At 74.1% G+C, this 26,252-nt stretch carries 23 protein-coding genes; 13 read left to right on the plus strand and 10 right to left on the minus strand.

Annotated features, from left to right (window positions below; all coding sequences use genetic code 11):
* A partial coding sequence (locus WJX68_RS24530; RefSeq protein WP_340295229.1) for a putative bifunctional diguanylate cyclase/phosphodiesterase occupies positions 1 to 934 on the plus strand: 934 nt, incomplete at its 5' end.
* Between the two features lie 58 nt (positions 935 to 992).
* Here WJX68_RS24530 and WJX68_RS24535 read toward each other — a convergent pair.
* Entirely contained in the window at positions 993 to 2,222 is a 1,230-nt protein-coding gene (locus tag WJX68_RS24535; RefSeq protein ID WP_340295231.1) for an acyl-CoA dehydrogenase family protein, read from the minus strand.
* A gap of 45 nt (positions 2,223 to 2,267) precedes the next feature.
* A complete protein-coding gene (locus tag WJX68_RS24540) occupies positions 2,268 to 2,768 on the minus strand; it encodes an LLM class oxidoreductase (protein ID WP_340295233.1) in 501 nt (166 codons plus the stop codon).
* Positions 2,769 to 2,923: 155 nt separating this feature from the next.
* Here WJX68_RS24540 and WJX68_RS24545 point away from each other — a divergent pair, with 155 nt between their 5' ends.
* The 5 genes from WJX68_RS24545 to WJX68_RS24565 are packed head-to-tail and all read left to right on the plus strand — an operon-like array spanning position 2,924 to position 7,141.
* Positions 2,924 to 4,006, plus strand: a complete 1,083-nt coding sequence (locus WJX68_RS24545; protein WP_340295235.1) for an ABC transporter ATP-binding protein — start codon at positions 2,924 to 2,926, stop codon at positions 4,004 to 4,006.
* 7 nt (positions 4,007 to 4,013) lie between these two features.
* Positions 4,014 to 4,667: an ABC transporter permease gene (locus WJX68_RS24550; protein ID WP_340295237.1), complete on the plus strand. Its 654-nt coding sequence runs from the start codon at positions 4,014 to 4,016 to the stop codon at positions 4,665 to 4,667.
* A complete protein-coding gene (locus WJX68_RS24555) occupies positions 4,664 to 5,383 on the plus strand; it encodes an ABC transporter permease (protein WP_340295239.1) in 720 nt (239 codons plus the stop codon). Before WJX68_RS24550 ends, WJX68_RS24555 begins: the two co-directional genes overlap by 4 nt.
* 22 nt (positions 5,384 to 5,405) lie before the next feature.
* On the plus strand, positions 5,406 to 6,341 hold the full coding sequence (locus tag WJX68_RS24560) for an ABC transporter substrate-binding protein (protein WP_340295241.1): 936 nt from the start codon (positions 5,406 to 5,408) through the stop codon (positions 6,339 to 6,341).
* Positions 6,341 to 7,141: an MOSC domain-containing protein gene (locus WJX68_RS24565; protein ID WP_340295243.1), complete on the plus strand. Its 801-nt coding sequence runs from the start codon at positions 6,341 to 6,343 to the stop codon at positions 7,139 to 7,141. Before WJX68_RS24560 ends, WJX68_RS24565 begins: the two co-directional genes overlap by 1 nt.
* A gap of 18 nt (positions 7,142 to 7,159) precedes the next feature.
* Here WJX68_RS24565 and WJX68_RS24570 read toward each other — a convergent pair whose 3' ends face one another.
* Entirely contained in the window at positions 7,160 to 8,518 is a 1,359-nt protein-coding gene (locus tag WJX68_RS24570) for an Nramp family divalent metal transporter (protein ID WP_340295245.1), read from the minus strand.
* 251 nt (positions 8,519 to 8,769) lie between these two features.
* On the opposite strand from WJX68_RS24570, the gene WJX68_RS24575 reads away from it, so the two are divergent.
* From WJX68_RS24575 to WJX68_RS24585, 3 genes are read left to right on the plus strand one after another with little or no spacing between them, the layout of a single operon-like run.
* Positions 8,770 to 9,030, plus strand: a complete 261-nt coding sequence (locus WJX68_RS24575; protein WP_020623160.1) for a hypothetical protein — start codon at positions 8,770 to 8,772, stop codon at positions 9,028 to 9,030.
* Positions 9,031 to 9,052: 22 nt separating this feature from the next.
* The gene (locus tag WJX68_RS24580) at positions 9,053 to 11,815 is read left to right on the plus strand and encodes an FtsK/SpoIIIE domain-containing protein (RefSeq protein WP_340295250.1); all 2,763 of its coding nucleotides are present in this window, start codon (positions 9,053 to 9,055) and stop codon (positions 11,813 to 11,815) included.
* Entirely contained in the window at positions 11,812 to 12,174 is a 363-nt protein-coding gene (locus tag WJX68_RS24585; RefSeq protein WP_340295252.1) for a hypothetical protein, read from the plus strand. The genes WJX68_RS24580 and WJX68_RS24585 overlap by 4 nt, the downstream gene beginning before the upstream one ends.
* Positions 12,175 to 12,343: 169 nt before the next feature.
* Here WJX68_RS24585 and WJX68_RS24590 read toward each other — a convergent pair whose 3' ends face one another.
* Positions 12,344 to 13,783, minus strand: a complete 1,440-nt coding sequence (locus WJX68_RS24590) for a CitMHS family transporter (RefSeq protein ID WP_340295254.1) — start codon at positions 13,781 to 13,783, stop codon at positions 12,344 to 12,346.
* A gap of 134 nt (positions 13,784 to 13,917) precedes the next feature.
* Entirely contained in the window at positions 13,918 to 14,094 is a 177-nt protein-coding gene (locus WJX68_RS24595) for a DUF6104 family protein (RefSeq protein ID WP_020623156.1), read from the minus strand.
* Between the two features lie 88 nt (positions 14,095 to 14,182).
* Here WJX68_RS24595 and WJX68_RS24600 point away from each other — a divergent pair, with 88 nt between their 5' ends.
* Positions 14,183 to 15,379 (plus strand): DUF418 domain-containing protein, encoded by a 1,197-nt coding sequence (locus WJX68_RS24600; RefSeq protein WP_340295257.1) that lies wholly within the window; start codon positions 14,183 to 14,185, stop codon positions 15,377 to 15,379.
* A 71-nt stretch (positions 15,380 to 15,450) separates the two neighbouring features.
* Here the strand turns inward: WJX68_RS24600 and WJX68_RS24605 are convergent, their stop codons facing one another.
* The 4 genes from WJX68_RS24605 to WJX68_RS24620 form a co-directional block, all read right to left on the minus strand.
* Positions 15,451 to 19,302, minus strand: coding sequence for a multifunctional oxoglutarate decarboxylase/oxoglutarate dehydrogenase thiamine pyrophosphate-binding subunit/dihydrolipoyllysine-residue succinyltransferase subunit (locus tag WJX68_RS24605; protein WP_422785769.1), 3,852 nt, complete (start codon positions 19,300 to 19,302; stop codon positions 15,451 to 15,453).
* 210 nt (positions 19,303 to 19,512) lie between these two features.
* On the minus strand, positions 19,513 to 20,292 hold the full coding sequence (locus WJX68_RS24610) for a hypothetical protein (protein ID WP_340295261.1): 780 nt from the start codon (positions 20,290 to 20,292) through the stop codon (positions 19,513 to 19,515).
* 183 nt (positions 20,293 to 20,475) lie between these two features.
* A complete protein-coding gene (locus WJX68_RS24615; RefSeq protein WP_340295263.1) occupies positions 20,476 to 22,095 on the minus strand; it encodes a flavin-containing monooxygenase in 1,620 nt (539 codons plus the stop codon).
* A 38-nt stretch (positions 22,096 to 22,133) separates the two neighbouring features.
* Complete coding sequence (locus WJX68_RS24620) at positions 22,134 to 23,162, minus strand: LLM class F420-dependent oxidoreductase (protein WP_340295265.1); 1,029 nt, start codon at positions 23,160 to 23,162, stop codon at positions 22,134 to 22,136.
* 120 nt (positions 23,163 to 23,282) lie between these two features.
* Here WJX68_RS24620 and WJX68_RS24625 point away from each other — a divergent pair, with 120 nt between their 5' ends.
* Positions 23,283 to 24,251: an acyl-CoA desaturase gene (locus WJX68_RS24625; RefSeq protein ID WP_340295267.1), complete on the plus strand. Its 969-nt coding sequence runs from the start codon at positions 23,283 to 23,285 to the stop codon at positions 24,249 to 24,251.
* 69 nt (positions 24,252 to 24,320) lie between these two features.
* On the opposite strand, the gene WJX68_RS24630 is transcribed toward WJX68_RS24625, so the two are convergent.
* Positions 24,321 to 25,043 (minus strand): LysR family substrate-binding domain-containing protein, encoded by a 723-nt coding sequence (locus WJX68_RS24630; protein ID WP_340295269.1) that lies wholly within the window; start codon positions 25,041 to 25,043, stop codon positions 24,321 to 24,323.
* A gap of 43 nt (positions 25,044 to 25,086) precedes the next feature.
* On the opposite strand from WJX68_RS24630, the gene WJX68_RS24635 reads away from it, so the two are divergent.
* Both WJX68_RS24635 and WJX68_RS24640 read left to right on the plus strand, forming a co-directional pair.
* Positions 25,087 to 25,473: a DUF5997 family protein gene (locus WJX68_RS24635; protein WP_340295271.1), complete on the plus strand. Its 387-nt coding sequence runs from the start codon at positions 25,087 to 25,089 to the stop codon at positions 25,471 to 25,473.
* Between the two features lie 17 nt (positions 25,474 to 25,490).
* Positions 25,491 to 26,201: an esterase/lipase family protein gene (locus WJX68_RS24640; protein ID WP_340295273.1), complete on the plus strand. Its 711-nt coding sequence runs from the start codon at positions 25,491 to 25,493 to the stop codon at positions 26,199 to 26,201.
* The last annotated feature ends 51 nt before the right edge of the window (positions 26,202 to 26,252 follow it).

The following is a 26,252-nucleotide window of genomic DNA, read 5'->3' on the forward strand; positions in this document are numbered from 1 at the left end:
GGCCCCCCGCGGCGACGACCTGCTGCGCTGCGCCGAGGTCGCCGTCGCCCAGGCCAAGCAGCGCGGCCGCGGGGCCGTCGTCGTCGCCGACCGCGGGGCCGTCGCCCCGGCCCGGCGCCAGCTGGAGCTGGAGGCCGAGCTGCGGGCCGCCATCGAGTCCGACGCGCTGCGCCTGGAGTACCAGCCGGTCGTCGCGCCGGACGGGACCGTGCTGTCCGCCGAGGCGCTGCTGCGCTGGTCGCACCCGGTGCACGGCGAGGTCTCGCCGGGCGAGTTCCTGCCGGTCGCGCAGCGCAGCGGGCTGCAGCGCGACCTGGACCTGTGGGTGCTGCGGACCGCCACCACCGAGGCCGCGTCGTGGCCGCGCCACGGCCGGCCCGTCGGCGTCGCGGTGAACCTGGCCGGGCTGCTGCCCGCCGACCCGGCGTTCCTGGCCGACGTCACCGCGGTCGTCGAGGCGGCCGGGCTGCCGTGGGACCAGCTGGTGCTCGAGCTCGTCGAGACCAGCCTCGTCGCGCTGCCCCGCACGGCCCTGGACGCGATGAGCGAGCTGGTGCGCCGCGGCGTCCGCTTCGCCGTCGACGACTTCGGCACCGGCTACTCCTCGCTGGCCCGGCTCAAGGAGCTGCCGGCCCAGACGGTGAAGGTCGACCGGGCCTTCGTCACCGGCGTCGGCACCGACCCGGCCGACTTCGCGCTGGCCCGCGCCGTCGTCGAGGTCGCGCGCGCGATGGGCCGCAAGACCGTCGCCGAGGGCGTCGAGACCGCCGAGCAGTTCCACGTCCTGCGCGGGCTCGGGGTCGACGCCTTCCAGGGCTGGCTGTTCGCGCGCTCGCTGCGCCCGGAGGACCTGCACCGCGTGCTGCGTGGCGGCGGGCTGCCCACCCCGGCGACGAGCGCCACCCCGCCGGGCGGCACGCCCGGCGCCTGGTAGACGGCCGCGCCGTCCGTGCGCACGTCTCGGTGCCGTGGCTCCGGGACGTGCGCACGACTCACTTCACGAACGCGCTCTGCCCGGTGATGGCCTTGCCGACGATGAGCGTGTTCATCTCCCGGGTGCCCTCGAAGGAGAACATCGCCTCGGCGTCGGCGAAGTACTTCGCGATCCGGTTCTCCAGCACCACGCCGTTGCCGCCGACGAGCTGGCGCGACAGCGCGACGGTGTCGCGCATCCGCGACGCGCAGAACTCCTTGACCAGCGACGAGTGCGCGTCCGAGCCCCGGCCCTCGTCGAGCAGCTGGGCGTTGCGCACCGCCATCCCGAGCGAGGCGCTCACGTTGCCGAGCATCCGCACCAGCAGGTCCTGCATGAGCTGGAACCCGCCGATCGGGCGGCCGAACTGCTCCCGCTGCCGCGCGTAGGACAGCGCCAGCTCGTAGGCGGCCATCTGCACCCCGACCGCGCCCCAGGCGGCGTTGGCCCGGGTGCGCTGCAGGACCAGCCCGGCGTCGCGGAACGTGCCGGACCCGCCGGAGAGCCGGTGCGACTCGGGCACCCGGACCCGGTCGAGCAGGATGTCGGCGTTCTGCACGATCCGCAGCGACTGCTTGCCCTCGATCTTCGTGATCGTCATCCCGTCCGAGGGCGCGGGCACCACGAACCCGCGCACGGCGCCGCCGGCGTCCGGGTCGGTGTCGCGGGCCCAGACGATGATCAGGTCGGCGAAGGTGGCGTTGCCGATCCAGCGCTTCTCGCCGTCGAGCACCCACTCGTCCCCGTCGCGGGTGGCGGTGGTCTCCATGCCACCGGCCACGTCGGACCCGCCGTGCGGCTCGGTCAGCCCGAACGCGCCGATCGCGTCCATCCGGGCCATCGCGGGCAGCCAGCGCTCACGCTGCTCGGGTGTGCCGCCGGCGTGGATCGAGCCCATCGCCAGCCCGGTGTGGACGCCGTAGAAGCTGTTCACCGAGGGGTCGACCCGGGAGATCTCGGCGTGCAGGAACCCCAGGAAAAGCCGGGACGCCGGCGGGTCGGCGTAGCCCGCCCCCGCGAGGTCCAGGCCCGCGAAGCCCTTCACCAGCTGCATCGGGAACTCGGCGCGGTCCCACGCGTCCAGCACGACGGGGGCGACCTCGGCCCGCAGGAACTCCCGCACCCGCCGCAGGTCGGCCCGTTCGGCGTCGGACAGCAGGTCGGCGTAGTGGAACCAGTCCGCGACGTGCGGGTGGTCCGGGTCGAGGTCCAGCTCGGGACGCGGCAGACGCGTGGGCTCCTTCGGCATGGCCCCACTGTTGCGCCGCGGCGCACCGGCCGCACGGCAGAGCGCCTACCGGCGGTCCGCGCGCAGGGCCCGCAGCAACTCCGCGCCGGCCGTCGGGTGCCCGACCGGGCTGAGCACCACGTGGTCGGCGCCCGCGGCCCGGTGCTCGGCGACCCGGGCCGCGATGTCGGCGACGCCAGCGCGGGCGGAGACGGCGTCGGGCAGCCCGAGTGCGTCGAGCTCGTCGAGGTGGCGGTGCAGCGCGTCCAGCGCCCGCGGCTGCGGGGGCGCCCCCAGCCCGGTGAGGTAGCGCCGGGGACGGCGGCGGGCCGCGTCGGCGTGCACCGCGGCGACGGCCGCCGCCGGGTACACCCCGGTCGGCACGATGCCGGGCACCACGACGGCGTCCCGGGTGCCGTCGAGCAGCGCTGTCAGCCGGTCGAGCCGGTCGATCGCGCCCCCGGCGAGCCACAGGGTGCGGGCACCGGCGTCCTCCAGGGCCGCGGCGTCGGCGGGTGCGGGCCCGGTGGCGATGCCGAGCGGGCCCAGGGCGGTGGTCGGGGTCATGTCCCCGAGCGTCGACGCCGAACCGGGCTGCAGGTCGAGCGCGACGGGGTGTCGGTGACCCGCGGCCGACCGCTCGCCCGTCGCGCACGACCGGGTTAGTGTGCTCCGACCAAGCGGGGAGCAGGGGTCCCGCGCGACGGCAGGGGGAACCGCCGATGATCGAGTTCCGGGGCGTCACCAAGCGCTTCCCGGACGGGACGGTCGCGGTCGACGAGCTCGACCTCGTCGCGGAGCAGGGGCGGATCACGGTCTTCGTGGGCCCGTCGGGCTGCGGCAAGACGACGTCCCTCCGCATGATCAACAGGATGATCGAGCCCACCTCCGGCGAGCTGCACGTCGACGGCCGCGACGTCCTGGCCGCCGACCCGGCGGAGCTGCGCCGCGGCATCGGCTACGTCATCCAGCAGGCCGGGCTGTTCCCGCACCGCACCATCGTCGACAACATCGCCACCGTGCCGATGCTCGTCGGCGCCGGGCGGCGCGCCGCCCGCGAGCGGGCGATGGAGCTGATGGAGACCGTCGGGCTGGACACCGCGATGGCCCGGCGCTACCCGGCGCAGCTGTCCGGCGGGCAGCAGCAGCGCGTCGGCGTGGCCCGCGCGCTCGCCGCGGACCCGCCGGTGCTGCTGATGGACGAGCCCTTCTCCGCGGTCGACCCGATCGTGCGGGAGAGCCTGCAGGAGGAGCTGCTGCGGCTGCAGTCCGAGCTCGGCAAGACCATCGTGTTCGTCACCCACGACATCGACGAGGCCATCAAGCTCGGCGACAAGGTCGCCGTGTTCCGGGTCGGCGGGAAGCTCGCCCAGTACGACGAGCCGGGCGTGCTGCTCTCGCGCCCCGTCGACGGCTTCGTCGACACCTTCGTCGGGCGCGACCGCGGCTACCGCGGCCTCGGCTTCCTCACCTCCGACGCGATCCCGCTCGGCCCGCTGCCGATGCTGTCGGTCGGCGACCCCCTGCCCGGCGACGGCTGGTCGGTCGTCGTCGACGCGGAGCGCCGGCCGTTGGGCTGGGTCGGGGCCGGCGACGGACCGGTCACCGAGGACGCGATCGTCCCCGGCGGGTCGCTCTACTCCGTCGGCTCGGGCTCGCTGCGCGGTGCGCTCGACGCGGCGCTGTCCTCGCCGTCCGGGCAGGGCGTCGCCGTCGACGCCGAGGGCCGCGTCGCCGGGTCGGTCACCGCCGACGCCGTGCTCGAGGCACTGCCGGCCGCCCGCGACGACCACCACGCCGCCTGAGGCCGCCGTGAGCTGGGTCCTCGACAACCTCGACCAGGTGCTCCGCCTGCTGGGCCAGCACGTCGTGTACGCGCTGGTCCCGGTCCTGCTCGGACTCGTGCTGGCGATCCCGCTGGGCTGGGTCGCCAACCGCACCCCGACCGTCCGCACCGTCACGACCAACGCCGCGGGCCTGCTCTACACGGTCCCGTCGCTGGCGCTGTTCGTGTTCATGCCGCCGCTGCTCGGCACCCAGATCCTCGACCCGGTGAACGTGGTCGTCGCGCTGACCGTCTACACGCTGGCACTGCTGGTGCGCACGGTGTCCGACGCGCTGTCCGCGGTGCCGGGCAACGTGGTCGACGCCGCCAACGCCATGGGCTACACCCCGCTGCGCCGCTTCGTCGGCGTCGAGCTGCCGCTGGCGGTGCCGGTCATCGTCGCCGGGCTGCGGGTGGCCGCGGTGTCCACCATCAGCCTGGTCACCGTGGGTGCGGTGATCGGGTTCGGCGGGCTGGGCCTGTTGTTCACCGAGGGCTTCAACCGCAGCAACGACGCGCAGATCCTGTCCGGGATCGTGCTCGTGCTGCTGCTCGCGCTGGTCGTGGACGCGTTGCTGCTGCTCGCCGGCAAGGTCCTCACCCCCTGGCAGCGGGCCCGTACCGGGAAGGTGGGGGCATGACCTACTTCGGCTGGCTGTTCGACGGCGCGAACTGGTCCGGTCCGACCGGGATCCTCGCGCGGCTGGCCGAGCACCTCGGCTACACCGCGCTGACCCTGCTCGTCGCGGTCGTGATCGCGGTGCCGCTGGGCGCCTGGATCGGGCACACCGGCCGCGGCGGGTTCCTCGTCGTCGGCCTCGCCAACGGCCTGCGGGCGCTGCCCACGCTCGGTCTGCTCGTGCTCATCACCACGCTGATCGGGCTGTCGCTGACCGGACCGATCCTCACGCTGATCGTGCTGGCCGTGCCCGCGGTGCTCGCCGGCACCTACGCCGGCATCCGCAACGTCGACCCCGCCGTCGTCGACGCCGCCACCGGGATGGGCATGCGCGGCCCCGAGGTGCTGTGGAAGGTCGAGCTGCCCAACGCGCTGCCGCTGATCATCGGCGGGCTGCGCAGCGCCACGCTGCAGGTCATCGCGACGGCGACGATCGCCGCGTACGTCTCGCTCGGCGGGCTGGGCCGCTTCATCATCGACGGCCTCGCCCAGCGCGACTTCGGCATGATGATCGGCGGCTCGATCCTGGTGGCGGCGCTCGCCGTCGTCGCGGACCTGCTGCTCGGCGGCCTGCAGAAGCTGATCGTCTCGCCCGGCCTGCAGGCGACCGGCCGTACCGGCCCGCGCCGCCTGCGCGCCGTCCCCGCCCGACCCGAACCCGTCCGCGACGCGGCCTGACCTCCCCTCGAGAGGACCCACCATGAGACGCACCCGCCTGCTCACCGCCGTCGCCGCGACGGTCACCGCCGCCTTCGCGCTCACCGCCTGCGGCGGCGGCTCCGACCCCCTCGCCGGGGGCGGGCAGTCCGGTAACAGCGACCAGAACACCGTCGTCGTCGGCGCCGCGAACTTCACCGAGAGCCAGATCCTGTCCTCGGTGTTCGCCCAGGCGCTGCAGGCCAAGGGCGTCACGGTCGAGACCCGGCCGCCGATCGGGTCCCGCGAGGCGTACGTGCCCGCTCTCAAGGACGGCTCGATCGACCTCATCCCGGACTACACCGGCACGCTGCTGCAGTACCTGGACAAGAACGCGACCCAGACCGACCCCGAGCAGGTCTACACCGCGCTGCAGTCCACCCTGAGCTCCGCGGCGCCGTCGCTGACCGTGCTGAACCGGGCCGAGGCCGAGGACAAGGACGCCGTCGTCGTCACCCGGGAGACCGCGACCCGGCTGAAGGCGACGTCCATCGCGGACCTCGCCCCGAACTGCGGGCAGCTCGTGTTCGGCGGGCCGCCGGAGTTCCAGACCCGCCCCGACGGCATCCCCGGCATCCAGAAGACCTACGGCTGCTCGTTCCAGTCCTACCGCTCGCTCGACGCCGGCGGCCCGCTGACCGTCGCGGCGCTGAAGAACGGCGACGTGCAGGCCGCGGACCTGTTCACCACCGACGCCGCGATCCCGGCGAACGACTTCGTGGTCCTGGAGGACCCGAAGGACAACTTCGCCGCGCAGAACGTCGTCCCGCTGGTCAACAAGGCGAAGGCGACCCCGCAGGTCACCGAGGTCCTGAACGCGGTCACCGCGAAGCTGACCACGCAGGAGCTGCTCGGCCTCAACGAGGCCGCGGCCGCGCCGGACAAGCCCTCGGTGGACACCGTCGCGAAGAACTGGCTGACCCAGCAGGGCCTGCTCTGATGGCCGGCGAGGTCCTGTCCCTGCACCGCTACCCCGTGAAGTCGATGCTGGGGGAGGACCTCGCCGCCCTGGAGCTCGACGAGCACGGCGTCGTGGGCGACCGCGCGCTCGCCCTGACCGACCCGGACACCGGCCGGGTGGCGACGGCCAAGCAGCCCCGGCACTGGCGCCGCCTGCTGGCGTGCACCTCCGCGGGCGTCGGCGACGACGTGCGGGTCACCCTGCCCGACGGCCGCACCGTCGACGCCGGGCAGGCCGCCGGGCCGCTCGCGGAGCTGCTCGGCCGGCCCGTGGTCGTCGCGCAGCAGCGGGCCGACGGCGCCGTCGTCGAGCGGCCGGACCCGGAGGACGTGCTCGCCCGCGGCCTCGACGCCGAGATCGACGCGCCGACCCTGGAGATCGCCCAGGGCGCTCCCGGCGGCCGGTTCGTCGACCACTCGCCGGTGCACCTGATCACCACCGCCACGCTGGACGCGCTCGGCGTCGAGGCGCTGCGCTACCGGCCCAACGTCGTCGTCGCGACGGAGCCCGGGACCGAGCCGTTCGTCGAGAACACCTGGCTCGGGCGCCGGATCACCCTCGGCGACGTCGTGCTGGTCGCGACCCTGCCGACGCCGCGCTGCTCGGTGCCGACGCTGGATCACGGCGGCCTGCCCCGCGCCCCGCACGCGCTGCGCGGCCCGGCGGACCGCAACCGCGTGGAGGTCGAGGGCTTCGGCGTGCTGCCGTGCGCGGGGCTCTACGCCCGCGTCGAGCGCACCGGCACCCTGCGCGCCGGGGACCGGGTCGAGGTCTCCTGACCCGATCCCGGCCCGGGGTCAGGTCAGGCGCGAGTACACGTCGGTGACCAGCAGGACCGCGAACAGGACCGACGAGATCCCCAGGATCCCGTTCGACAGCCACCGCGAGCGCGCCTCGGGCGCGACCATCCGCGTGTTGAGCAGCAGGAGCAGCGTGATCGCCAGGAACGGCATGAAGAACGACCCGAGCACGCCGTAGACCAGCGTCAGCGCGAACGGCCGCCCGATCAGCAGCAGCACCATCGGCGGGAACGTCAGCCACAGCAGGTACCCGCGGAACGGCAGCGACCGCTCCGCCCGGGCGGCCTCGTAGGCACCCGGCCGGCCCGGCCCGTCGCCGCGTTCCGCCGGGGCCTCCTCCCCGGCGACGACGGCGTTCTCCTGGTCCGGGCCGATCGCCGCGCCCGCGCCGTGCGGCAGCCGGATCGCCCGCACCCAGTCGGTGAACAGCAGCGAGACGCCGTTCCACACGCCGAGCAGCGAGGTGAACGTGACCGACAGGAACCCGACGAGGAACAGGATGCGCACCGGCTGCCCGTAGGAGGCGCCGAGCCGGTCGGCCAGGGTGAGCAGGCCCGAGTCGGACTCGGTGAGGTTCTCACCCAGCAGGATCGTCGAGCCGACGACCAGCATGGACACTACGAAGATGCCGGTCATGACGTAGCCGGTGGCGTTGTCCAGCCGCATCATCGACAGCCACTTCGGACCCTTCCAGCCCTTGGCGAACAGCCAGTAGCCGTACGCGGCCATCGTGATCGTCCCGCCGACGCCGCCGATCAGGCCGAGCACGTAGACCGTGGAGCCCTCGGGCAGGCGCGGCACCAGGCCGTTCAGCAGTGCGGGCACGTCCGGGCCGACCAGGAACGCGACGAACACGACCGTCGCGAACTTGATCAGCACGAGCACGGTCATGAACTTCTCGAAGGCGTGGTAGCGCTGGACCCACACCAGCACGAGCCCGACGACGCCCGCGATCGCCGCCCACCCGCCGACCGGCAGCCCGCCGAACAGCGCGTTCAGCGGCAGCCCGACCGCCGACATCGCGGTGGCGCCGTAGACGAAGCCCCACACGACGATGTAGACGCCGAAGAAGCCGGTCGCCCAGTAGCCCAGGCGGCGCCACCCGTCGAGCATGGTCGCGCCCGACCCGAGGTGCCAGCGGCCGACGGCCTCGCCGAGCGCGAGCTTCACCAGCGTGCCGACCACGGCCGCCCACAGCAGCACGGTCCCGAACGACGCCCCCGCGACCATCGTCGCGACGAGGTCGCCCGCCCCGACGCCGGTCGCCGCCGCCAGCAGCCCCGGCCCGATCGAGCGGATCCTGGCCGCACCGGTGGGGGGTTCGAGGAAATCGGTGCTGGGACCGGGAGAGGCCATCGTCACAGTCTCCGCTCGCAGGCGTCGGGAGTCGGGTCGTGCTGCACGCTAGGCGAGCGCGACCTGGTGTTCCAGCGCGAACGGGTCACGAACGGACCCGCCGTCCGGCCCCGCCGATGATCACGCGCCGCCGTCGCCGTGGTGCGCAGCGTTGCGGACCGCGCCGGTGCGGCGCACCATCGGCGGGCCGATAGATTGGCCGCGGTGCGGCCGGGTCACGGTCGTCGCACGCGCACGCACGGAGGGTGGGCATGGCCAACATCGACGAGATCCGGGCCGGGATCGGGCGGGCCAACCAGCAGGCCACCGAGAGCCTCGGCGCGCTGCGGCACGCCCGCCAGGCCATCGAGGAGGCCGGTGCGGCCTTCTCCCAGAACATCTACGGCACCGCCCAGAACGACGCCGACGACGCCCGCGCCCGCTTCGCCGCCGCGTCGGAGAAGATCGACGAGGTCGAGCAGGCCCTGCACATCGCGATGCAGTCCGCCGACGACGTCGCGTCCCGGCTCTGAGCACCGCCGCCGCCCGCCGCTGATGCCCCGCCCCGGTCGACGCGAACGGATCCGGACCGCGTTCGACGCGTTCCACCGGGCCGCGTCACGCGCACTGGGGGCGGCGGAGAACCGGCGCGACGAGGCCGCCCGCCGGCACGCCGAGGTCCTCGCCGAGCTGTGGCTGCGCGAGACCGGCCACGACGCGGCCCGCCGGGACCCGGGCCTGGCCCGGGTGCTGGACAACCCCCGCCTGGCCGGGGTGCTCGCCCGGGTCGCCGAGGACCGGGCGCACGTGTTCGACCGCTGGCAGGGCGACTCGCCCCGGGCGCTGTCGGACCTCGTCGCCGGCGCCGCGCCCGGTGCCGCCGGGGACGACCCGGCCGGGTGGCGTCCGGTCGCGGGCACCGTCGAGGCCACCGGCCCGGTGCCGGAGATGTGGGTGCTGGGCACCGGCAGCGTCGAGGGGGGCGCGCCGTTCCGGGTCGCCGTCCCGCTGCTCGACGGCGCGCACCTGCAGGTCGTGTCCACCCCGCGGACCCGGGAGCGGGCCGAGGCGATGGTCGAGCAGCTGGTCCTGCGCACCGTGCGCCACTTCCGGCCCGGCCTCGTGAACGTGCACGTCTGGGACGTCGGACGGCTCGCCGGGGCGCTGCCCGGGCTCTACCCGCTGACCCGCACCGGGCTGCTCACCGTGCACGACCCGACGCGGCTGGGCCGGCTGCTCGACCAGCTCTCCGACCGCATCCGCCGGGTGCAGACGCGGGTGCTCGCCGAGGGCGCCGGCTCGCTGCGGCAGCTCGCCGAGCGCACCGGCGAGCGCCCGGAGACGTGGCTGGTGGCGGTGCTGGTCGGCAACGGCCGGGACCTGCCCGAGGCCGAGCTGCGCCAGCTGCAGCGGGTCGCACGGGGCGGCGTCGCGGCCGGGGTCGCGCTCGTCCTGCTCGACGTCCCCGCCGCCCTGCCGCGCCCGGTGGAGACCGTCGACTTCGGGGACCCGCCCGGCGTCGACCCCGAGGACGAGCGGGCGCCGGTCCCGGTGCGGACGTCGCTGACCGGGCCGCACGTGCTCGTCGAGCCCGACCCGCCGGTCCCCGCCGACGACGCCGGCGTCGTGTGCGAGGCGGTCGCCGCCGCGCACGAGCAGTGGCGGGGCCGCCTCGGGGCCTTCCGCGACATGCTCCCGTCGCCCCGCCACGCCGGCTGCTCGCGCGACGGCCTGACCGTCGAGATCGGGCACGAGGACGGCATCCCGGCCGAGCTGACCCTCGACGACCACTCCCCGCACGCGCTCGTCGGCGGGCCCAGCGGGTCGGGCAAGACCAACCTGCTGCTGGCCTGGATCGCCGGGCTCGCCGCGACCTACGGGCCCGACGAGGTCGAGCTGTACCTGCTCGACTTCAAGGAGGGCGTGTCGTTCACCCCGTTCGCGCCCGACCCGGACGGGCACCGCGCCGACCGCCTCCCGCAGGCCCGGCTGATCGGCGTCAACATCAACACCGACCGCGAGTTCGGCCTGGCGCTGCTGCGCCACCTCGCCGAGGTGATGCGCAGCCGCGCCGAGGCCGCCCGCCGGCACGGCGCGACCAAGCTCGCCGAGCTCCGCGAGTCGCGGCCGGAGATGTCGCTGCCGCGCATCGTCGCCGTCATCGACGAGTTCCAGTTCCTGTTCACCGGCCGCGACGCGGTCAGCGCCGAGGCCACCGCGCTGCTGGAGGACGTCGCGCGCCGCGGCCGGTCCCAGGGCGTGCACCTCGTGCTGGCCAGCCAGGACGTCTCCGGCATCGACGCGCTGTGGGGCCGGTCGGCGATCTTCGAGCAGTTCGTCCTGCGGATCGCGCTGCCCCGGGCGCGGCGCATCCTCGCCCAGGACAACGAGGCCGCCCTCGCCCTGCCGCGCTGGCACGCGATCGTCAACCACGACTCCGGCGTCGCCCACGGCAACCGGGTGGTGCGGGTGCCCGAGGCCGGCGGGCCGGTCGTGCGCGACGTGCAGGTCGCCGCGTACGAGGCGTTCGGCGACACCCCCGACCCGGTCGTGTTCGACGGCGCCCGCGCCCCGTCGTTCGACGCGCTGGCCGCCCGGCTGCCCGGCGACGGTGTCGCCCGCGCCCTGGTCGGGCAGTTCGTCGACGTGCACGGCAGCCCCGCCGCGGCCGCGCTGCCCGACGCCCCGGGCCGCAACCTCGGGGTGATCGGGCCGGACGCGCGCGTCGCGCTCGGGCTGCTCTCGGCCGCCGTCCGCTCGGTGGCCGCGACGCTGCCCGACCCGTCGGCGGCGGAGTTCGTGCTGGTCCCGCTCACCCCGGACGCGACACCGGCCGCCGTCGCGCTCGCCCCGGACCTGCCCGGCGCGGTGGAGAAGGTGTCCGCCGACGGGTTCGCCGCGCGGGTCGCCGAGCTGGCCGCGACGGTCCGCGGCCGCGCCGGGTCCGGCGCCGACGGCGGGCACCCGGCGCTGCTCGTCGTGCTGCTGGGTGCCGACGCGGCCGAGTCCATGCTCGACCGCGCCGGCACCGAGGACCTGCGGGTGCTGTTGCGCCACGGGCCCGGGGTGGGCGTGCACGTGCTGGGGTGGTGGCAGGGCGCGCAGCGGCTCAAGACGCTGCTGGCCCCGCCCGGTGCCGCCGTCGACGACCTCGGCGCCTGGGTCGCGACGGGCGTGCAGGGCACCGACCTCGTGCCGCTGCTGGGCGGGCAGCCGCTGGACTGGACGCCGTCGTCCGGGCGGGCGCTGTTCCTGGACCGGTCCCGGTTCGGGCGCCCCCAGCTGGTGATGCTGACCGACGCCGGGGGTGGCCGATGAGCGCCGTGGAGCGCTACCGGGAGGTGGTCGCCGAGCTGGCCGGCGCCGTCGTCGACCTGCGCGAGCGCGACGCCCGGCGGGCCGAGGAGCTGCGCCGCGAGCTGCGCGGCACCGAGCGCGAGCTGCGCACGGCGGCCGACCGGCTGACCCTGGCCCGTGGCATGTTCGAGCTGCGCTGGGAGGCGGCGCTCGGCCTGATGTGGGCCGCCGAGGCGCCGGGCAAGCCGCGCCCGCGGCCCGACCCCCGCGCCGCCCCCGACGACCACGAGGCGCTGGAGGAGGCCGCCGACGAGGCCCTGCGCGCGCTGCGCGCGGCGGGGGACCGGCGGCTGTTCCGGCTGCGCCGCGACGACGACTGACCTCCGCCGACGACCGCCGGACCCCGGTGGAGCGCGACGTCGCCGCCCCCGCGTGCGGTGCACGCGGGGGCGGCGTCGAGTGGCAGGTGCCGGGGTTCCGGGGCCGGTGGTCGCCGTCCGCCCCTCCCCGGCGTACCGCGCGGGGCGGCACCGGCAGCGGTGGTGCGGGTCAGCCGACCGGGATGACCCCGAGGGCCAGCGCGGCCGCCATCATCACCAGCGAGCAGACCGCGGCCCGCCAGATCACCTTGCGGTGGTGGTCGGCCAGGTTGACCTTCGCCAGCGACACGAGCAGCAGCAGCGCCGGGACCAGCGGGCTGGTCATGTGCACCGGCTGGCCGATGATCGAGGCGCGGGCCATCTCGACCGGGGCGATGCCGTAGTGCCCGGCGGCCTCGGTGAGGATCGGCAGGATGCCGAAGTAGAACGCGTCGTTGGTGAGGAAGAACGTCAGCGGCATCGACAGCACGCCGGTGATCACCGCGAACCAGGAGCCGACCTCCGGCGGGACGGCCGCGACGATCCCGTTCGCCATCGCCGTCACCATCCCGGTGCCCGACAGCACCCCGACCAGGATCGCCGCGGCGAACACCATCGAGACGACGCCGACGATCGAGGTGGCGTGCGAGGTGACGGCCTTGACCTGGTCCTCGGGCTTCGGGAAGTTCACGACCAGCGCGATCGCGGCGGCCGCGACGAACACCAGCGAGAGCGGCAGCACGTCCATGCCCAGCAGGACCAGCAGCGACACCGTGAGACCGAGGTTGAACCAGATCAGCTTCGGCCGCAGGGTCGGGCGGTTCGGGTCGAGCGTGCCGCCGAGGAACGCGGAGTCGTCACCATCACCGGTGGAGCCGGTCGAGCCGGTGGAGCCGGTGCGGGCCGCCGGGACGTCGGTCCCACCGGTCCCGCCGACGCCGGCCAGCGCGGGCTCCCGCATCTCGGTGGCGACGACCTCCAGCGTCCGGCCGGACGCGATCAGGCGCTTGCGCTCCGAGCGGCCCAGCTGCCAGGCCAGCAGCAGCACCGTGACCATCCCGAGGACCATGCCCGGGACCATCGGGTTGAACAGCTCCGACGGCGAGACGTTCAGCACCGTCGCGGCGCGGACGGTCGGGCCGCCCCAGGGCAGGATGTTCAGCACACCGTTCGCCAGGTTCGCGACGACGGTCAGCACCACCGGGCTCAGGCCGAGCCGCAGGTAGATCGGCAGCAGCGCGGAGACGGTGATGATGAAGGTGGTCGAGCCGTCGCCGTCGAGGGAGACGACACCGGCCAGCACCGCGGTCAGCACGACCAGCCGGACCGGGTCGTTCTTCACCGTGCGGAGCACGAAGCGGATCAGCGGGTCGAACAGGCCGACGTCGATCATCGTGCCGAAGAAGATGATCGCGAAGAACAGCAGGACGGCGGTGGGCGCGAAGTCCGAGAACGCCGACTTGATCGAGTCGACGACGCCCTCCTCGCCCGGTTCGGACAGGCCGGTGCCCGTCGCGACCAGCGCGAAGGTCAGCGGGACGAGTACCAGGGCCAGTGTCGGGGCGAGGCGCTTCGACAGGATGAGGTACATGAAGACCGCGATCATCGCGGACCCGAGAACGATGAGCATCGGTGCTCCTCCTCTTGGTGTGGCGAGGAGGAACGCTAGGTCCGCGCGTGGCCCGGGCCACGCTTGCGGACACAGCTCACGCAGTGGTCGCTGCGTGCGCTGTGGTCGTTGTGGTCACGGGCCGGGGCGCGCGGTCACTCGTCGTCGGCGTCGTCGCGGGCGAGGAAGCTCGACAGCCGCTCGACGGCCGTCTCGAACTGCGGGTTCGCGTCGACGAACGCACGCAGGCGGTCGGCCAGCCACTCGACGCTGACCTGCTCGTCGCCGCGCCGGTCGACGAGCTCCTCGATGCCCCGGTCGGTGAAGTACACGACCGGCAGGCTACTCCCGCCCGGGCTTGACCCGGACGCGACGGCATCGTCTCCGATGGGGGCACCACCGACCCACGAGGAGCCTCCGATGACGACCCCGACGACGGGGACGACCGCCGTCCCGACCCCGGTGACCGACCGGGCGCTCGCGCCGGACCTGGCCCGCGGCGCCATGCTGCTGCTGATCGCACTGGCCCACGCTCCCTGGTACGCCTGGACCTCCGAGCCGGGGGCGGTGCTGCTGCACGCCGCGGACGGCGGGCTCGCCGACCGGGTCGCCCAGATCGTCACGATCACCGCCGTCGACGGCCGCGCCTGGACGCTGTTCGGGTTCCTCTTCGCCTACGGCATCGGCCAGATGTACGCGCGCCGCGTCGCCGGCGGCGGCACCGACGCCGGCGCGCGGGCACTGCTGCGCCGCCGCCACCGGTGGCTGCTCGCGTTCGGCCTCGTCCACGCGGCCGTGCTCTGGCAGGGCGACATCCTCGCCACCTACGGGGTGCTCGGGCTCCTGCTCGTGCCGCTGTTCCTGGGCCGCAGCGACCGCACGCTGGCGGTCGGGGCCGGGGTGCTGGCCGGGCTCGGCCTGCTCGTCGCCGCCGGGACGGCCGTCCTGATGCAGCTCACGGGGGCCACGACGCCGACGGCCGCGCCGCAGCAGCTCGCGCTGTCGACCCCGGGCTGGCTGGACACGCTGCCGCTGCGGCTCGTGCTGTGGGCCGGCGCGGCCCCGGGGGCGCTGTTCTCGTTCGTGATGCCGGCCGCGCTGCTGCTCGGGCTGCTCGCCGCCCGGCACCGGGTGCTGGAGGAGCCGGAGCGGCACCTGCCGCTGCTGCGCCGCACCGCCGTCCTCGGGATCGCGGTCGGCTGGGCCGGTGGCCTCGCGACCGCGCTGCTGCACGTCGGCGTGCTCGCGCTGCCCGACCCGGGCGCCGCCGCCCAGCTGCACATGGTCACCGGGCTGGCCGCCGCGCTGGGCTACGCCGCGGTGTTCGGGCTCGTCGCCCACCGGCTCCGCGGGCGCCCGGCGCAGCCGGTGGCGGTGCGCGCGCTCGTCGCGCTGGGCCGGCGCTCGCTGAGCGGCTACCTCGCCCAGTCGCTGCTGTTCGGGCCGCTGCTCGCGGCGTGGGGGCTCGGGCTCGGGGCGTACCTGACGGGCGCCTCGGCGGCCCTGGTCGCGGTCGCGGTGTGGCTCACGACGGTCGTCGCCGCCCACGGCATGGACCGGGCCGGGGTGCGCGGACCGGCCGAGACGCTGCTGCGCCGGCTGACCTACCGGCGCTGACCCCCGGGCGCACCGACGACGACGGCCGGGCGGGGAGACCCCGCCCGGCCGTCGTGTGCGTCGTGCGCCGGTTACTCGGCGAACGCCTTCTCGATCAGCTCGGCCTGCTCGACCTCGTGCACCTTCGACGAGCCGGCGGCCGGGGCCGCCATCCGCCGCCGCGACACCCGGGTGAAGCGGCCCTGCAGCTGGGGCAGCTTCTGCGGAAGCTCCAGGCCGTAGTACGGCCACGAGCCCTGGTTGGCCGGCTCCTCCTGGACCCAGCGGACGTCGTCGGCCTCGGGGTAGCGGTCGAGGACGGCGGCGATCTCGTCGGCCGGCATCGGGTAGAGCCGCTCGACGCGGGCGATCGCGGTCGCGTCGACGGTGGTGTCACCGTTCTTGCGGCGCTTGTCGCGGGCCGCGGCGAGCTCCCAGTAGATCTTGCCGGAGCAGAACAGCACGCGCTTCACGCCGGACACGCGCTCGCCCTTGCCGGCGTGCTCGGGGTCGTCGATGACCGGGCGGAACCGGCCCTCGGTGAAGTCCGACAGCGGGCTGACGACCTGCTTGGCGCGCAGCATCCACTTGGGCGTGAACACCACCAGCGGACGGCGGACGCCGTCGAGGGTGTGCTGGCGCAGCAGGTGGAAGTAGTTCGCCGGGTCCGACGGCAGCGCGACCGTCATCGAACCCTCGGCGCACAGCTGCAGGAACCGCTCGATGCGCCCGGAGCTGTGGTCGGGGCCCTGGCCCTCGAGGCCGTGCGGCAGCAGCAGCGCGACGTCGGAGAGCTGGCCCCACTTGGCCTCGCCGGAGGAGATGAACTCGTCGATGATCGACTGGGCGCCGTTGACGAAGTCGCCGAACTGGCCCTCCCACATCACGAGCGCCTCGGGGTTGGCGACCGAGTAGCCGTACTCGAAGCCGACCGCGGCGAACTCCGACAGCGCGGAGTCGTAGGGCAGGAACCGCGCCTGGCCCTCGGCCAGGTTGCGCAGCGGGAAGTACTCCGCGCCGGTGTGGCGGTCGATGAGCACCGAGTGCCGCTGCACGAACGTGCCGCGCCGCGAGTCCTGGCCGGACAGGCGGATCAGCCGGCCGTCCAGCGCCAGCGACCCCATGGCGAGGAGCTCGGCGAAGGCCCAGTCGACGTCGCCCTCGCGCGACATCTTCTCGCGCTTGCGCAGCACCGGCTCGACCCGCTTGTGGACGGCGAAGCCCTCGGGGAGGTTCGCGTGGACGTCGCCGATCCGGTGGACGACCTCCAGCGGGATCGAGGTGTCCAGGTCGGACGGGACCTGCTGCTCGGACTCGATCGACGGCGAGATCACCGGCGGGGTCCGCTCGAGCTCGCGCACCTCGTTGAAGACGTGCTCGAGCTGGTTGGAGAAGTCCTTGAGCGCCTGCTCGGCCTCCTCCATGGTGATGTCACCACGGCCGATCAGCGACTCGGTGTAGATCTTCCGGACGCTGCGCTTGGCGTCGATGATGTCGTACATCGACGGCTGGGTCATCGAGGGGTCGTCGCCCTCGTTGTGGCCACGGCGCCGGTAGCAGATCATGTCGATCACGACGTCGTTGTTCCAGCGCTGGCGGTACTCGACGGCCAGCTTGGCGACCCAGACGCAGGCCTCGGGGTCGTCGCCGTTCACGTGGAAGACCGGCGCGCCGATCATCTTCGCGACGTCGGTGCAGTACTGCGAGGAGCGCGAGTGCTCCGGCGCGGTGGTGAAGCCGACCTGGTTGTTCACCACGACGTGCACGGTGCCGCCGGTGCGGTAGCCGCGCAGCAGGGCGAGGTTCAGCGTCTCGGCCACGACGCCTTGGCCGGCGAAGGCCGCGTCGCCGTGCATGAGCACCGGCAGGACGGTGAAGCCGCCGTCGCCCTTGTCGAGCAGGTCCTGCTTGGCCCGGACGATGCCCTCCAGCACCGGGTCCACGGCCTCCAGGTGCGACGGGTTCGCCGTCAGGGAGACGGTGGTCTCGCCGTCGCCGAACATCCGGAAGTACTTGCCCTCGGCACCGAGGTGGTACTTCACGTCGCCGGAGCCGTGCGCCTGGCCCGGGTCGAGGTTGCCCTCGAACTCGCGGAAGATCTGGCTGATCGGCTTGCCGACGATGTTGGCCAGCACGTTGAGCCGGCCGCGGTGCGGCATGCCGATGACGACCTCGTCGAGCTCGCGCTCGGCGGACTTGTCCAGCACGGCGTCGAGCAGCGGGATGACGGTCTCGCCGCCCTCCAGCGAGAACCGCTTCTGCCCGACGTACTTGGTCTGCAGGAAGGTCTCGAACGCCTCCGCGGCGTTCAGCCGGGACAGGATGTACTTCTGCTCCGACGGGTCCGGCTTGACGTGCGGGACCTCGATGCGCTCCTCGAGCCACTTGCGCTGCTCGGGGTCGGCGATGTGCATGTACTCCGTGCCGATGGTGCGGCAGTAGGAGTTGCGCAGCAGGCCGAGGACGTCGCGCAGCTTCATGTGGCTCTGCCCGCCGAACCCGCCGACCGCGAAGTCGCGGTCGAGGTCCCACAGGGTCAGGCCGTGGCTGAGCACGTCCAGGTCGGGGTGCCGGCGCTGGCGGTAGTTCAGCGGGTCGGTGTCGGCCATGAGGTGGCCGCGGGTCCGGTAGGACTCGATGAGCTCCAGCACGCGGGCGGTCTTGTCGACCTCGCCCTCGGGGAAGTCCTGCACCCAGCGGACCGGCTCGTAGGGCACCCGCAGCGACGCGAAGACGTCGTCGTAGAAGCCGTCCTCGCCCAGGAGCAGCTGGTGGATCCGGCGCAGGAAGTCGCCGGACTCGGCGCCCTGGATGATCCGGTGGTCGTAGGTCGAGGTCAGCGTGATGATCTTGGAGATGCCGAGCTCGACGAGCCGCTCCTCCGACGCGCCCTGGAACGCGGCGGGGTACTCCATCGCGCCGACGCCGACGATCGCGCCCTGGCCCACGGTCAGCCGCGGCACCGAGTGGTTGGTGCCCAGCGTGCCCGGGTTGGTCAGGCTGATCGTGGTGCCGGAGAAGTCCTCGGCGGTCAGCTTGCCGTCGCGGGCCTTGCGGACCATGCCCTCGTAGGCCTGCCAGAACTGCGCGAACGACAGGTTCTCGCAGCCCTTGATCGACACGACGATCAGGGTGCGGCTGCCGTCCTTGCCGGGCATGTCCATCGCCAGGCCGAGGTTCACGTGCTCCGGCGTGGCGACGGCGGACTTGCCGTCGTTCTCGGTGAAGTGCCGGTTGAGGTTCGGGAAGTCCTGCAGCGCCCGGATCAGCGCGTAGCCGATCAGGTGCGTGAACGAGAGCTTCCCGCCGCGCGTGCGCTTGAGGTGGTTGTTGATGACGATGCGGTTGTCGGCCAGCAGCTTGGCCGGCACCGCGCGCACGCTCGTCGCCGTGGGCAGCTCGAGCGAGGCGGTCATGTTCTTGGCGATGGCGTTCGCGGCCCCGCGCAGCGGGGTGGTGGTCGCGCCACCCCCGTCCTGCGCCGGCTTCGCGGCCTTGGATCCGGAGCCCGCCGCGGGCTTGGCCGGGCGGCTGCCGTTCGACGACGCCGGCGCCGCGGCCGGGGCGCTCGCCGTGCGCAGGCGCTCCTCGGCGGGCGGCGGCTCGGCCTTCGGGGTGACCGGCGGCGGCACGTCACGCGCGGACGCGGTGCCCTTCCCACCGGAGGTGCCGCCGTTCGTCACGGCCTTCTGGGCCGGGGCGGAGGCGTCGTCGTCGGCCTTGCCGTCGCCGCTGCCGCCCTGGTCGTCCTCGGTGGCCGAGCCCCGGGTGACCCCACCCGAGGAGGCCGCCGGCGTGGACCCGTTGGAGGAGGAGGTGGCCTCGTCCGCGTCGTCGGCGTCGGCCGACGACGGGCGCTGCTCACCGTCCTTGCCGTAGTCGGCGAAGAACTCGTGCCAGGCCGGGTCCACGGCCGACGGGTCCTCCTGGAAGCGCTGGTACATCTCCTCGACGAGCCACTCGTTGGGACCGAAGTCGCTCGCCTGATGGGAGGTACTGCTCGATGACACTCTGCGTCAACCGCCTTGATAGCTGCTCGATTTGTCGCGACCGGCTACCAGGTTAGTCCCCCCGGCGCGAGACGTGGCAGTGTGCCGGGTCCCACTTCGTGATCGTTTCGTGATCGATCGATCCAGTGGGACGGGGGGTTCGATTCAGAAGCCGGGCGGGGAGCCCAGCACGGCCACCACCGACGTCTGCACGGCCGTCTCGGCGACGACGGTGCCGACCGGCGGGCCGACCCGGGCCGGGCGGCGGACGGTGTCGCGCTCGCCGGCGTACTGGCCGTCCACGGGGGAGATCAGCAGCTCGGTGCGGACCGGGCCGTCGTCGTGGACGAGGGTGGGGTGCGTCTCGCCGTCGAGGTTCCCGGTCTCGCCGAGCGACACCGCGGGCATCCGGCGCAGCGCCGCGTAGAGCACCGCGCGCAGCTCGGCGGGCACCCGGCAGGTCCGCAGCGCGTCGACCGCGCTCGGGAACGGCCCGGTGTAGCCGCGGCCGGGCGGGCTGTCGGCGATGAGCCGGTCGAGCATCGCGGCCGGGTCGCGGGGCAGCCCCGCCAGGAACGCCGCGGTCGGGTTGGACCAGGAGCCGACCTTCGCGGCGGGGACGTGGCCGTGCAGCTCGGCGTAGAAGTCGCCGTGCGGGGCGCGGAAGCGCCCGGTGGGCCACTGGTCGGCGATGTCGAAGCCCTCCTCGACGGCGGCCGCGCCGTCGCCGCTGAGCCAGTGCACGCGCCCGGTCAGCTCGCGGTCGAGCAGCCAGTCCTGCGCCGGGTCCAGCGGGGTCCACTGCTGCAGCAGGTGCTCGCTGTAGTGCACGCACAGCTCGTCGCCCGCGAAGCAGGTGCCCATCCACCAGGCGTGGGTGGCCGTGTGCCGGTAGTGACCGGGGGAGATCGGCTCGTCGGAGGTCCGGATCGCCAGCTCCAGCAAGTCGGGCTCCTCGTCACGTCGCGAGTCCTGGGGCGGGTGCCCGGAGGGTTGCCCCGGACACCGTGAACCGTGGATGACGTCACACATTCTGTACGCCCCGCACACGAGCCGTGACGCGGCCCCCCGGTGCTGGGCCGAACGGTCCAACGACGTGCGCCCGCCCGACGCAGCGGTGCCGGCCCCTCACGCGGCCGCGCGCGAGCCGGAGAGCCGGAAGCCGCGGTAGCCGCCGCGGGCCACGTCGTCGCAGGTCGCGACGTAGCGGGCGAACCCGCCGGCGTAGGGCATGAACACCGCGGGCTTGCCCGGCACGTTCGCGCCGAGGTACCAGGAGCTCGCCGCGCGGGGCAGCAGGGTGGCCTCGGCCGCGGCCCGGTTGTGCTCGCCCCACTCGTGCTCGGCGGCGGGGTCGGCCTCGATCCGGTCCCGGCCGGTCGCGCGCAGGTGCTCCAGGCAGCCGGCGATCCAGTCCACGTGGTGCTCGATGGAGGTCGGCATGTTGGTCAGCACCGACGGGCTGAACGGGCCGGTGACGGTGAACAGGTTCGGGAAGCCGGACACGGCCAGGCCGAGGTAGGTGCGCGGGCCCGCCCGCCACGCGTCGCTCAGGGCGGTGCCGTCCGGGCCGACCGGGTCCAGCCGCAGCAGCGGCCCGGTGAGGGCGTCGAAGCCGGTCGCGAACACGAGGTCGTCGAGCTCGTGGCGGGCGCCCGAGCGCAGCCGCAGCCCGCCCGGCTCCACGGCCTCGACCGGGTCGGCGCGGACGTCGACGAGCGTGACGTCGTCGCGGTTGTAGGTCTCGAAGTAGCCGGTGTCGATCGGCGGGCGCTTGGTGGCGAACCCGTGGTCGTGCGGGAGCAGCGCCTCGGCGGTCGCCGGGTCCGCCACGACCTCCCGGATCCGGTCGCGGATGAAGTCCGAGGCGGTGGCGTTGGCGGCCTCGTCGGCGAGCAGGTCCGCATAGGACGCGCGGAACCGCAGCCCGCCGCGTTCCCAGGCGGCCCGGTAGACGCGCTCGCGCTCGTCGTCGCCGACGTCGAGGGCCGACTGCGGGTTGACGACGAAGGGGTGGCCGTTGGTCGACCCGGCCTGGACCTCGCGGATCCGGGCGTAGTCGGCCTTGTAGGCATCGGCCTCCCCGGCGCCCAGCGGGCCGTTGCGGGCCGGGATCGAGTAGTTCGGGGTGCGCTGGAGGACGGTCAGGTGCGCGGCCTGCGCGGCGAGCACCGGGATCGCCTGGATGCCGGTCGAGCCGGTGCCGACGACGCCGACCCGCCGCCCGGTCACGTCGACGCCGTCGTGCGGCCAGGCGCCGGTGTGGAACCAGCGCCCGGCGAAGTCCGCGAGCCCCGGCAGGTCCGGCACGTTCGCGGCGGACAGGCAGCCGACGGCGGTGACCAGGTAGCGGCAGTGCACGTCGCGGCCGGTGTCGGTGGTGACGGTCCAGCCGCGCCCGTCGGCGTCGGCGCGGGCGCCGGTGACCGTGGTGGACAGCCGGATGTCGCGCCGCAGGTCGAACCGGTCGGCGACGTGGTCGAGGTAGGCCCTGATCTCCGGCTGGCGCGGGTAGCGCTCGGTCCAGGTCCACTCCTGCTCGAGCCCGCGGTCGAAGGAGTAGCAGTAGTAGTAGCTCTCGGAGTCGCAGCGGGCGCCCGGGTACCGGTTCCAGTACCAGGTCCCGCCGACGCCGCCGGCGCGTTCCAGCACGACCGCCGACATCCCGAGCCCGCGCAGGCGGTGCAGCATGTAGAGCCCGGCGAACCCGGCTCCGATCACGACCGCGTCGTACTCCTCGTGGGCCATGTCACCCAGATGAGCACGCCTGCGCGGGCCCGGCAAGCTCAGGACATCCAGGTCTTGAGCTTCTCGAAGGTCGCGTTCACGTCGGTGGTCATCGGGTTGACGTGCAGGTGGGTGATGCCGTTCTCGCGCAGCGCGGCGATCCGCTCGCGGACGTGGCCCTCGGGGCCGACCAGGGTGACCTTGTCGATGAAGTCGTCCGGGAGGGCGGCCATGGCCTCCTCCTTCTTGCCGTCCAGGTAGAGGTCCTGCACGACCTTCGCCTCGTCGGCGTAGCCCTGCTTGGCGAAGACGGTGTTGTAGAAGTTCTTGCCGCGCGCGCCCATGCCGCCGATGTAGAGCGCGTAGAGGCCGCGGGCCGCCTGGCGGGCCGGCTCGAAGAACTCCTCCTCGAGCGCGACGATCCCGCCGCCGGTGATCTGCAGCGGGCCCAGCTCGGGCGCGCGCTTGGCGTAGCCGGCCTGCAGGGCGGGGCCGAAGACCTCCTGGATCTTCTCCGGCAGCACGACGTGCGGCAGCCAGCCGTTCGCCAGCTCCGCGGTCATCTCCAGGTTCTTCTCGCCGAGTGCGGCGACCCAGACCGGGATGTCGGAGCGCTTCGGGTGGTTGATGATCTTCAGCGGCTTGCCGAGACCGGTCCCGCCGGGGAACGGGATCGGGTAGAGCCCGTCGTTGGTGAGCTTCTCCTCCCGCTTCCAGACCTTGCGGCAGATCTCGATGATCTCCCGGGTGCGCCCGACCGGCTTGTCGTAGGCGACGCCGTGGAAGCCCTCGATGACCTGCGGGCCGGACGCGCCGAGGCCGAGGCTGAACCGGCCGCCGGACAGCGCGTCGAGCCCGGCCGCCGTCATCGCGGTCAGGGTGGGCGTGCGCGAGTAGATCGGCAGGATCGCCGAGCCGATCTCGAGCCGCTCGGTGCGCGCGGCGAGGTAGCCGAGCAGCGAGACGGCGTCGTAGGAGTACGCCTCGGCGGCCCAGACGACGTCGAGGCCGGCGCGTTCCATGTCGGTGACGGCGTCCGCGTTGCGGATCGGGTCGTCGCCGTAGGGGAGGACGGTGGAGAGCTTCACTCCCCGTTCAGTACTCAGAAGTTACTCGCGGGTCAAGTCCGGGACGCGGGCAGAACCCGAATCGGAACAGGGGGGTTAGCCGCACTGCCCGGTGGGTACGGCGCCGGGACAGTGGACGGCATGACGCTCGAGGCCGCACCTCCCCGCACCACGTCCGAGAAGAGGACGCCCGCACCGATCACCGACGGGCAGCGCCCACCGGGCGCGATGTTCCTGGTCGCGGTGTTCGTCATCCTCCCGACGCTGGCGCTCGCCGCGGCCGTGCCGCTGGCCTGGGGCTGGGGCCTCGGCTGGGTCGACGTGGCCCTGTTCGTCGTCTTCTACGCGATCAGCGGGCTCGGCGTGACCGTCGGCTTCCACCGCTACTTCACCCACGGCTCGTTCAAGGCGAAGCGTCCGCTGCGGATCGCGCTGGCGATCGCGGGCAGCATCGCCCTGCAGGGCGGCGTCCTGGACTGGGTCGGCGACCACCGCCGCCACCACGCCTTCTCCGACAAGGAGGGCGACCCGCACTCGCCGTGGCTCTACGGCACCGGCCCGAAGGCGCTGGTCAAGGGCTTCTGGCACTCGCACATGGGCTGGCTGTTCCAGCGTGACCTCACCAACATGAAGCGCTTCGCCCCGGACCTGGTCGCGGACAAGGACATGGACCGCCTGCAGAAGGCGTTCCCGCTCATCGTCGTCGCGAGCCTGCTCGGCCCGGCGCTGATCGGCGGCCTGGTGACGATGTCCTGGTGGGGCGCGTTCACCGCGTTCTTCTGGGCCGGCCTGGTCCGCGTCGCGGTGCTGCACCACGTCACCTGGTCGATCAACTCGATCTGCCACATCTGGGGGGAGCGCCCCTTCGCCTCCCGTGACCGGTCGGCCAACGTCTGGTGGCTCGCGGTGCTGTCCTTCGGCGAGTCCTGGCACAACCTGCACCACGCCGACCCGACCTGCGCCCGGCACGGCGTGAAGAAGGGCCAGATCGACATCTCGGCCGTCGTCATCAAGGGCTTCGAGAAGCTGGGCTGGGCGACCGACGTGCGCTGGCCCACCACCCGCCGGCTGGAGAAGCTCGCGGCGAAGAAGCAGCCTGCCGCGGCCTGACCCGCACGCGTCATGCGCACGCCCCCGGTACGGATCCCGTACCGGGGGCGTCGTCGTGCCGGGGCCCGGCTAGCGGCGGGGCCGGCTGCGGCGCTCGGGCCGGCCGCCGCCTCGCGCCGGGCGCCCGCGCCGGGAGCCGGTTCCGGTGCCGTCGCGCGACGGCTGCGGCGCGGCCCCGGCCGCCCGGGGGGTGCGCGAGCTGTGCGCGGTCCGGCCGCGGACGATCCCGATGAACTCCTCCATCAGCTCGGAGTTCTCCGCGTCCGGCCAGACCAGGGCGACCGTCGAGCCGGGCGCGTCGGTCAGCGGGCGGTGGGTGAGGTCGCGGCGGTGGTGCAGCCGGGCCAGCGACTGCGGGACGACGAGCAGCCCCACGCCCGCCGCGACGAGCTCCACCGCCTCCGCGGTCGTCGCGGGCTCGTGCTCCGCCGCCCGGCCGGGCCGCCGGTCCGCCCAGTCCAGGGTGTCCTCCGGGGCGCGCTGCACGACCTCGTCGGCCAGGTCGGCGACGCACAGCTCGTCGGCCGCGGTCACGACGTGGTCCTTCGGCGCGACGACGACGGTCGTCTCGGTGTAGAGCGGGATCGCGTGCAGGCCGTCGCGGTCCACCGGCAGCCGGAGCACGGCCGCGTCGACCGACTCCGCGCGGACCGCCGCCTCGGCCTCGCCGACCCCGAGCTGCACCAGCTCCAGCTCCACCCCCGGACGCCGCTCGGCCCACATCCGGGCCCACTTGCCGGGCGTGACGCCGGGGACGTAGCCGAGCCGGAAGCGCGCAGCGGGGTCGGTCACCGGCCCAGGCTAACGGCCGTCACGGCCCCGATACCCTGGGGATATGACGCGGCAGAGGTCCACCCAGACGATGAAGCCCGCGACGGCGGCGAAGAAGCTCGGCGTGCTGCTCGACGCGACGCCGGCCGACTTCCGCGACGGGGTGGTCTCCCGCGACGAGCTCGACGCGCTGCAGGCCGACCCGCCGCAGTGGCTGCGCACGCTGCGCGCCGAGGGGCCGCACCCGCGCCCGGTCGTCGCGGACCGGCTCGGGGTGTCGATCTCCGGGCTCGCCCGCGCCGGGATCACCGACCCGCTGACCACCGAGCAGATCGCGGCGATCAAGGCCGAGGAGCCCGAGTGGCTGGCCCGCGAGCGCGCGACCCGCGCGGAGACCCAGCGCGCCGAGGCGCGGCTGCGGTCCGTCCGAGGACCGGAATCGTCCGCATGAGCTGACACCGTCGTCCCATGACGATGTTCCTGCTGGTCCCCGGCTTCTGGATCGACCCGTCGGTGTGGGACGAGGTGGCCGCCGCGCTGCGGGCCCGCGGCCACGACGCGACCGCGGTCGAGCTCGGCCACGCGCCCACCGACACCGCGGAGTCCCACGTGGACGACGTGCTCGCCGCACTCGGTACCGCCGACGGGCCCGTGGTGCTCGCCGGGCACAGCGGCGCCGGTCCGGTCTGCGCCGCCGCGGCCGAGCGGGCCCGCGACCGCGTCGCCCACCTGGTGTTCGTCGACACCGGCCCGCTCCCCGACGGCGTCGCGCAGGTCGACTTCCTCCCGCCCGAGGGGCAGCGGTGGGTCCGCGACGCGATCGCGGCGCACGGGAGCGGGCAGCCGATGCCGACCCGCGCGGAGTTCGACGAGCTCGGCACCAGCACCGAGGGCTTCTCCGACGCGGCGTTCGCGGCCGTGCGCGCCCGCTCGCGGGTGGAGCCCGCCGGCGCGGTGCTGACCGGCGCGCGTCGCGGGACGCCGGACCCGACTCTGCCCAAGACCGTCGTGGCCTGCAGCTTCGCCCCCGAGCAGGTGCGGGCGCTGATCGACGCCGGTGTCCCCGGCTTCGCCGAGATGGGCGGCCCGGAGTGGACGACGGTCGCGCTGCCGACGGGGCACTGGCCGATGGTGTCCGAGCCCGCGGCGCTGGCGGAGCTGCTCGCATCCCTCGCCTGACCCGCCCCGCCCCGCCCCGCCGCGTACCGGACCGACCTGTTCGCGCGCTGA

This window comes from Pseudonocardia spirodelae (assembly GCF_037727765.1).
Lineage (GTDB): Bacteria > Actinomycetota > Actinomycetes > Mycobacteriales > Pseudonocardiaceae > Pseudonocardia > Pseudonocardia spirodelae.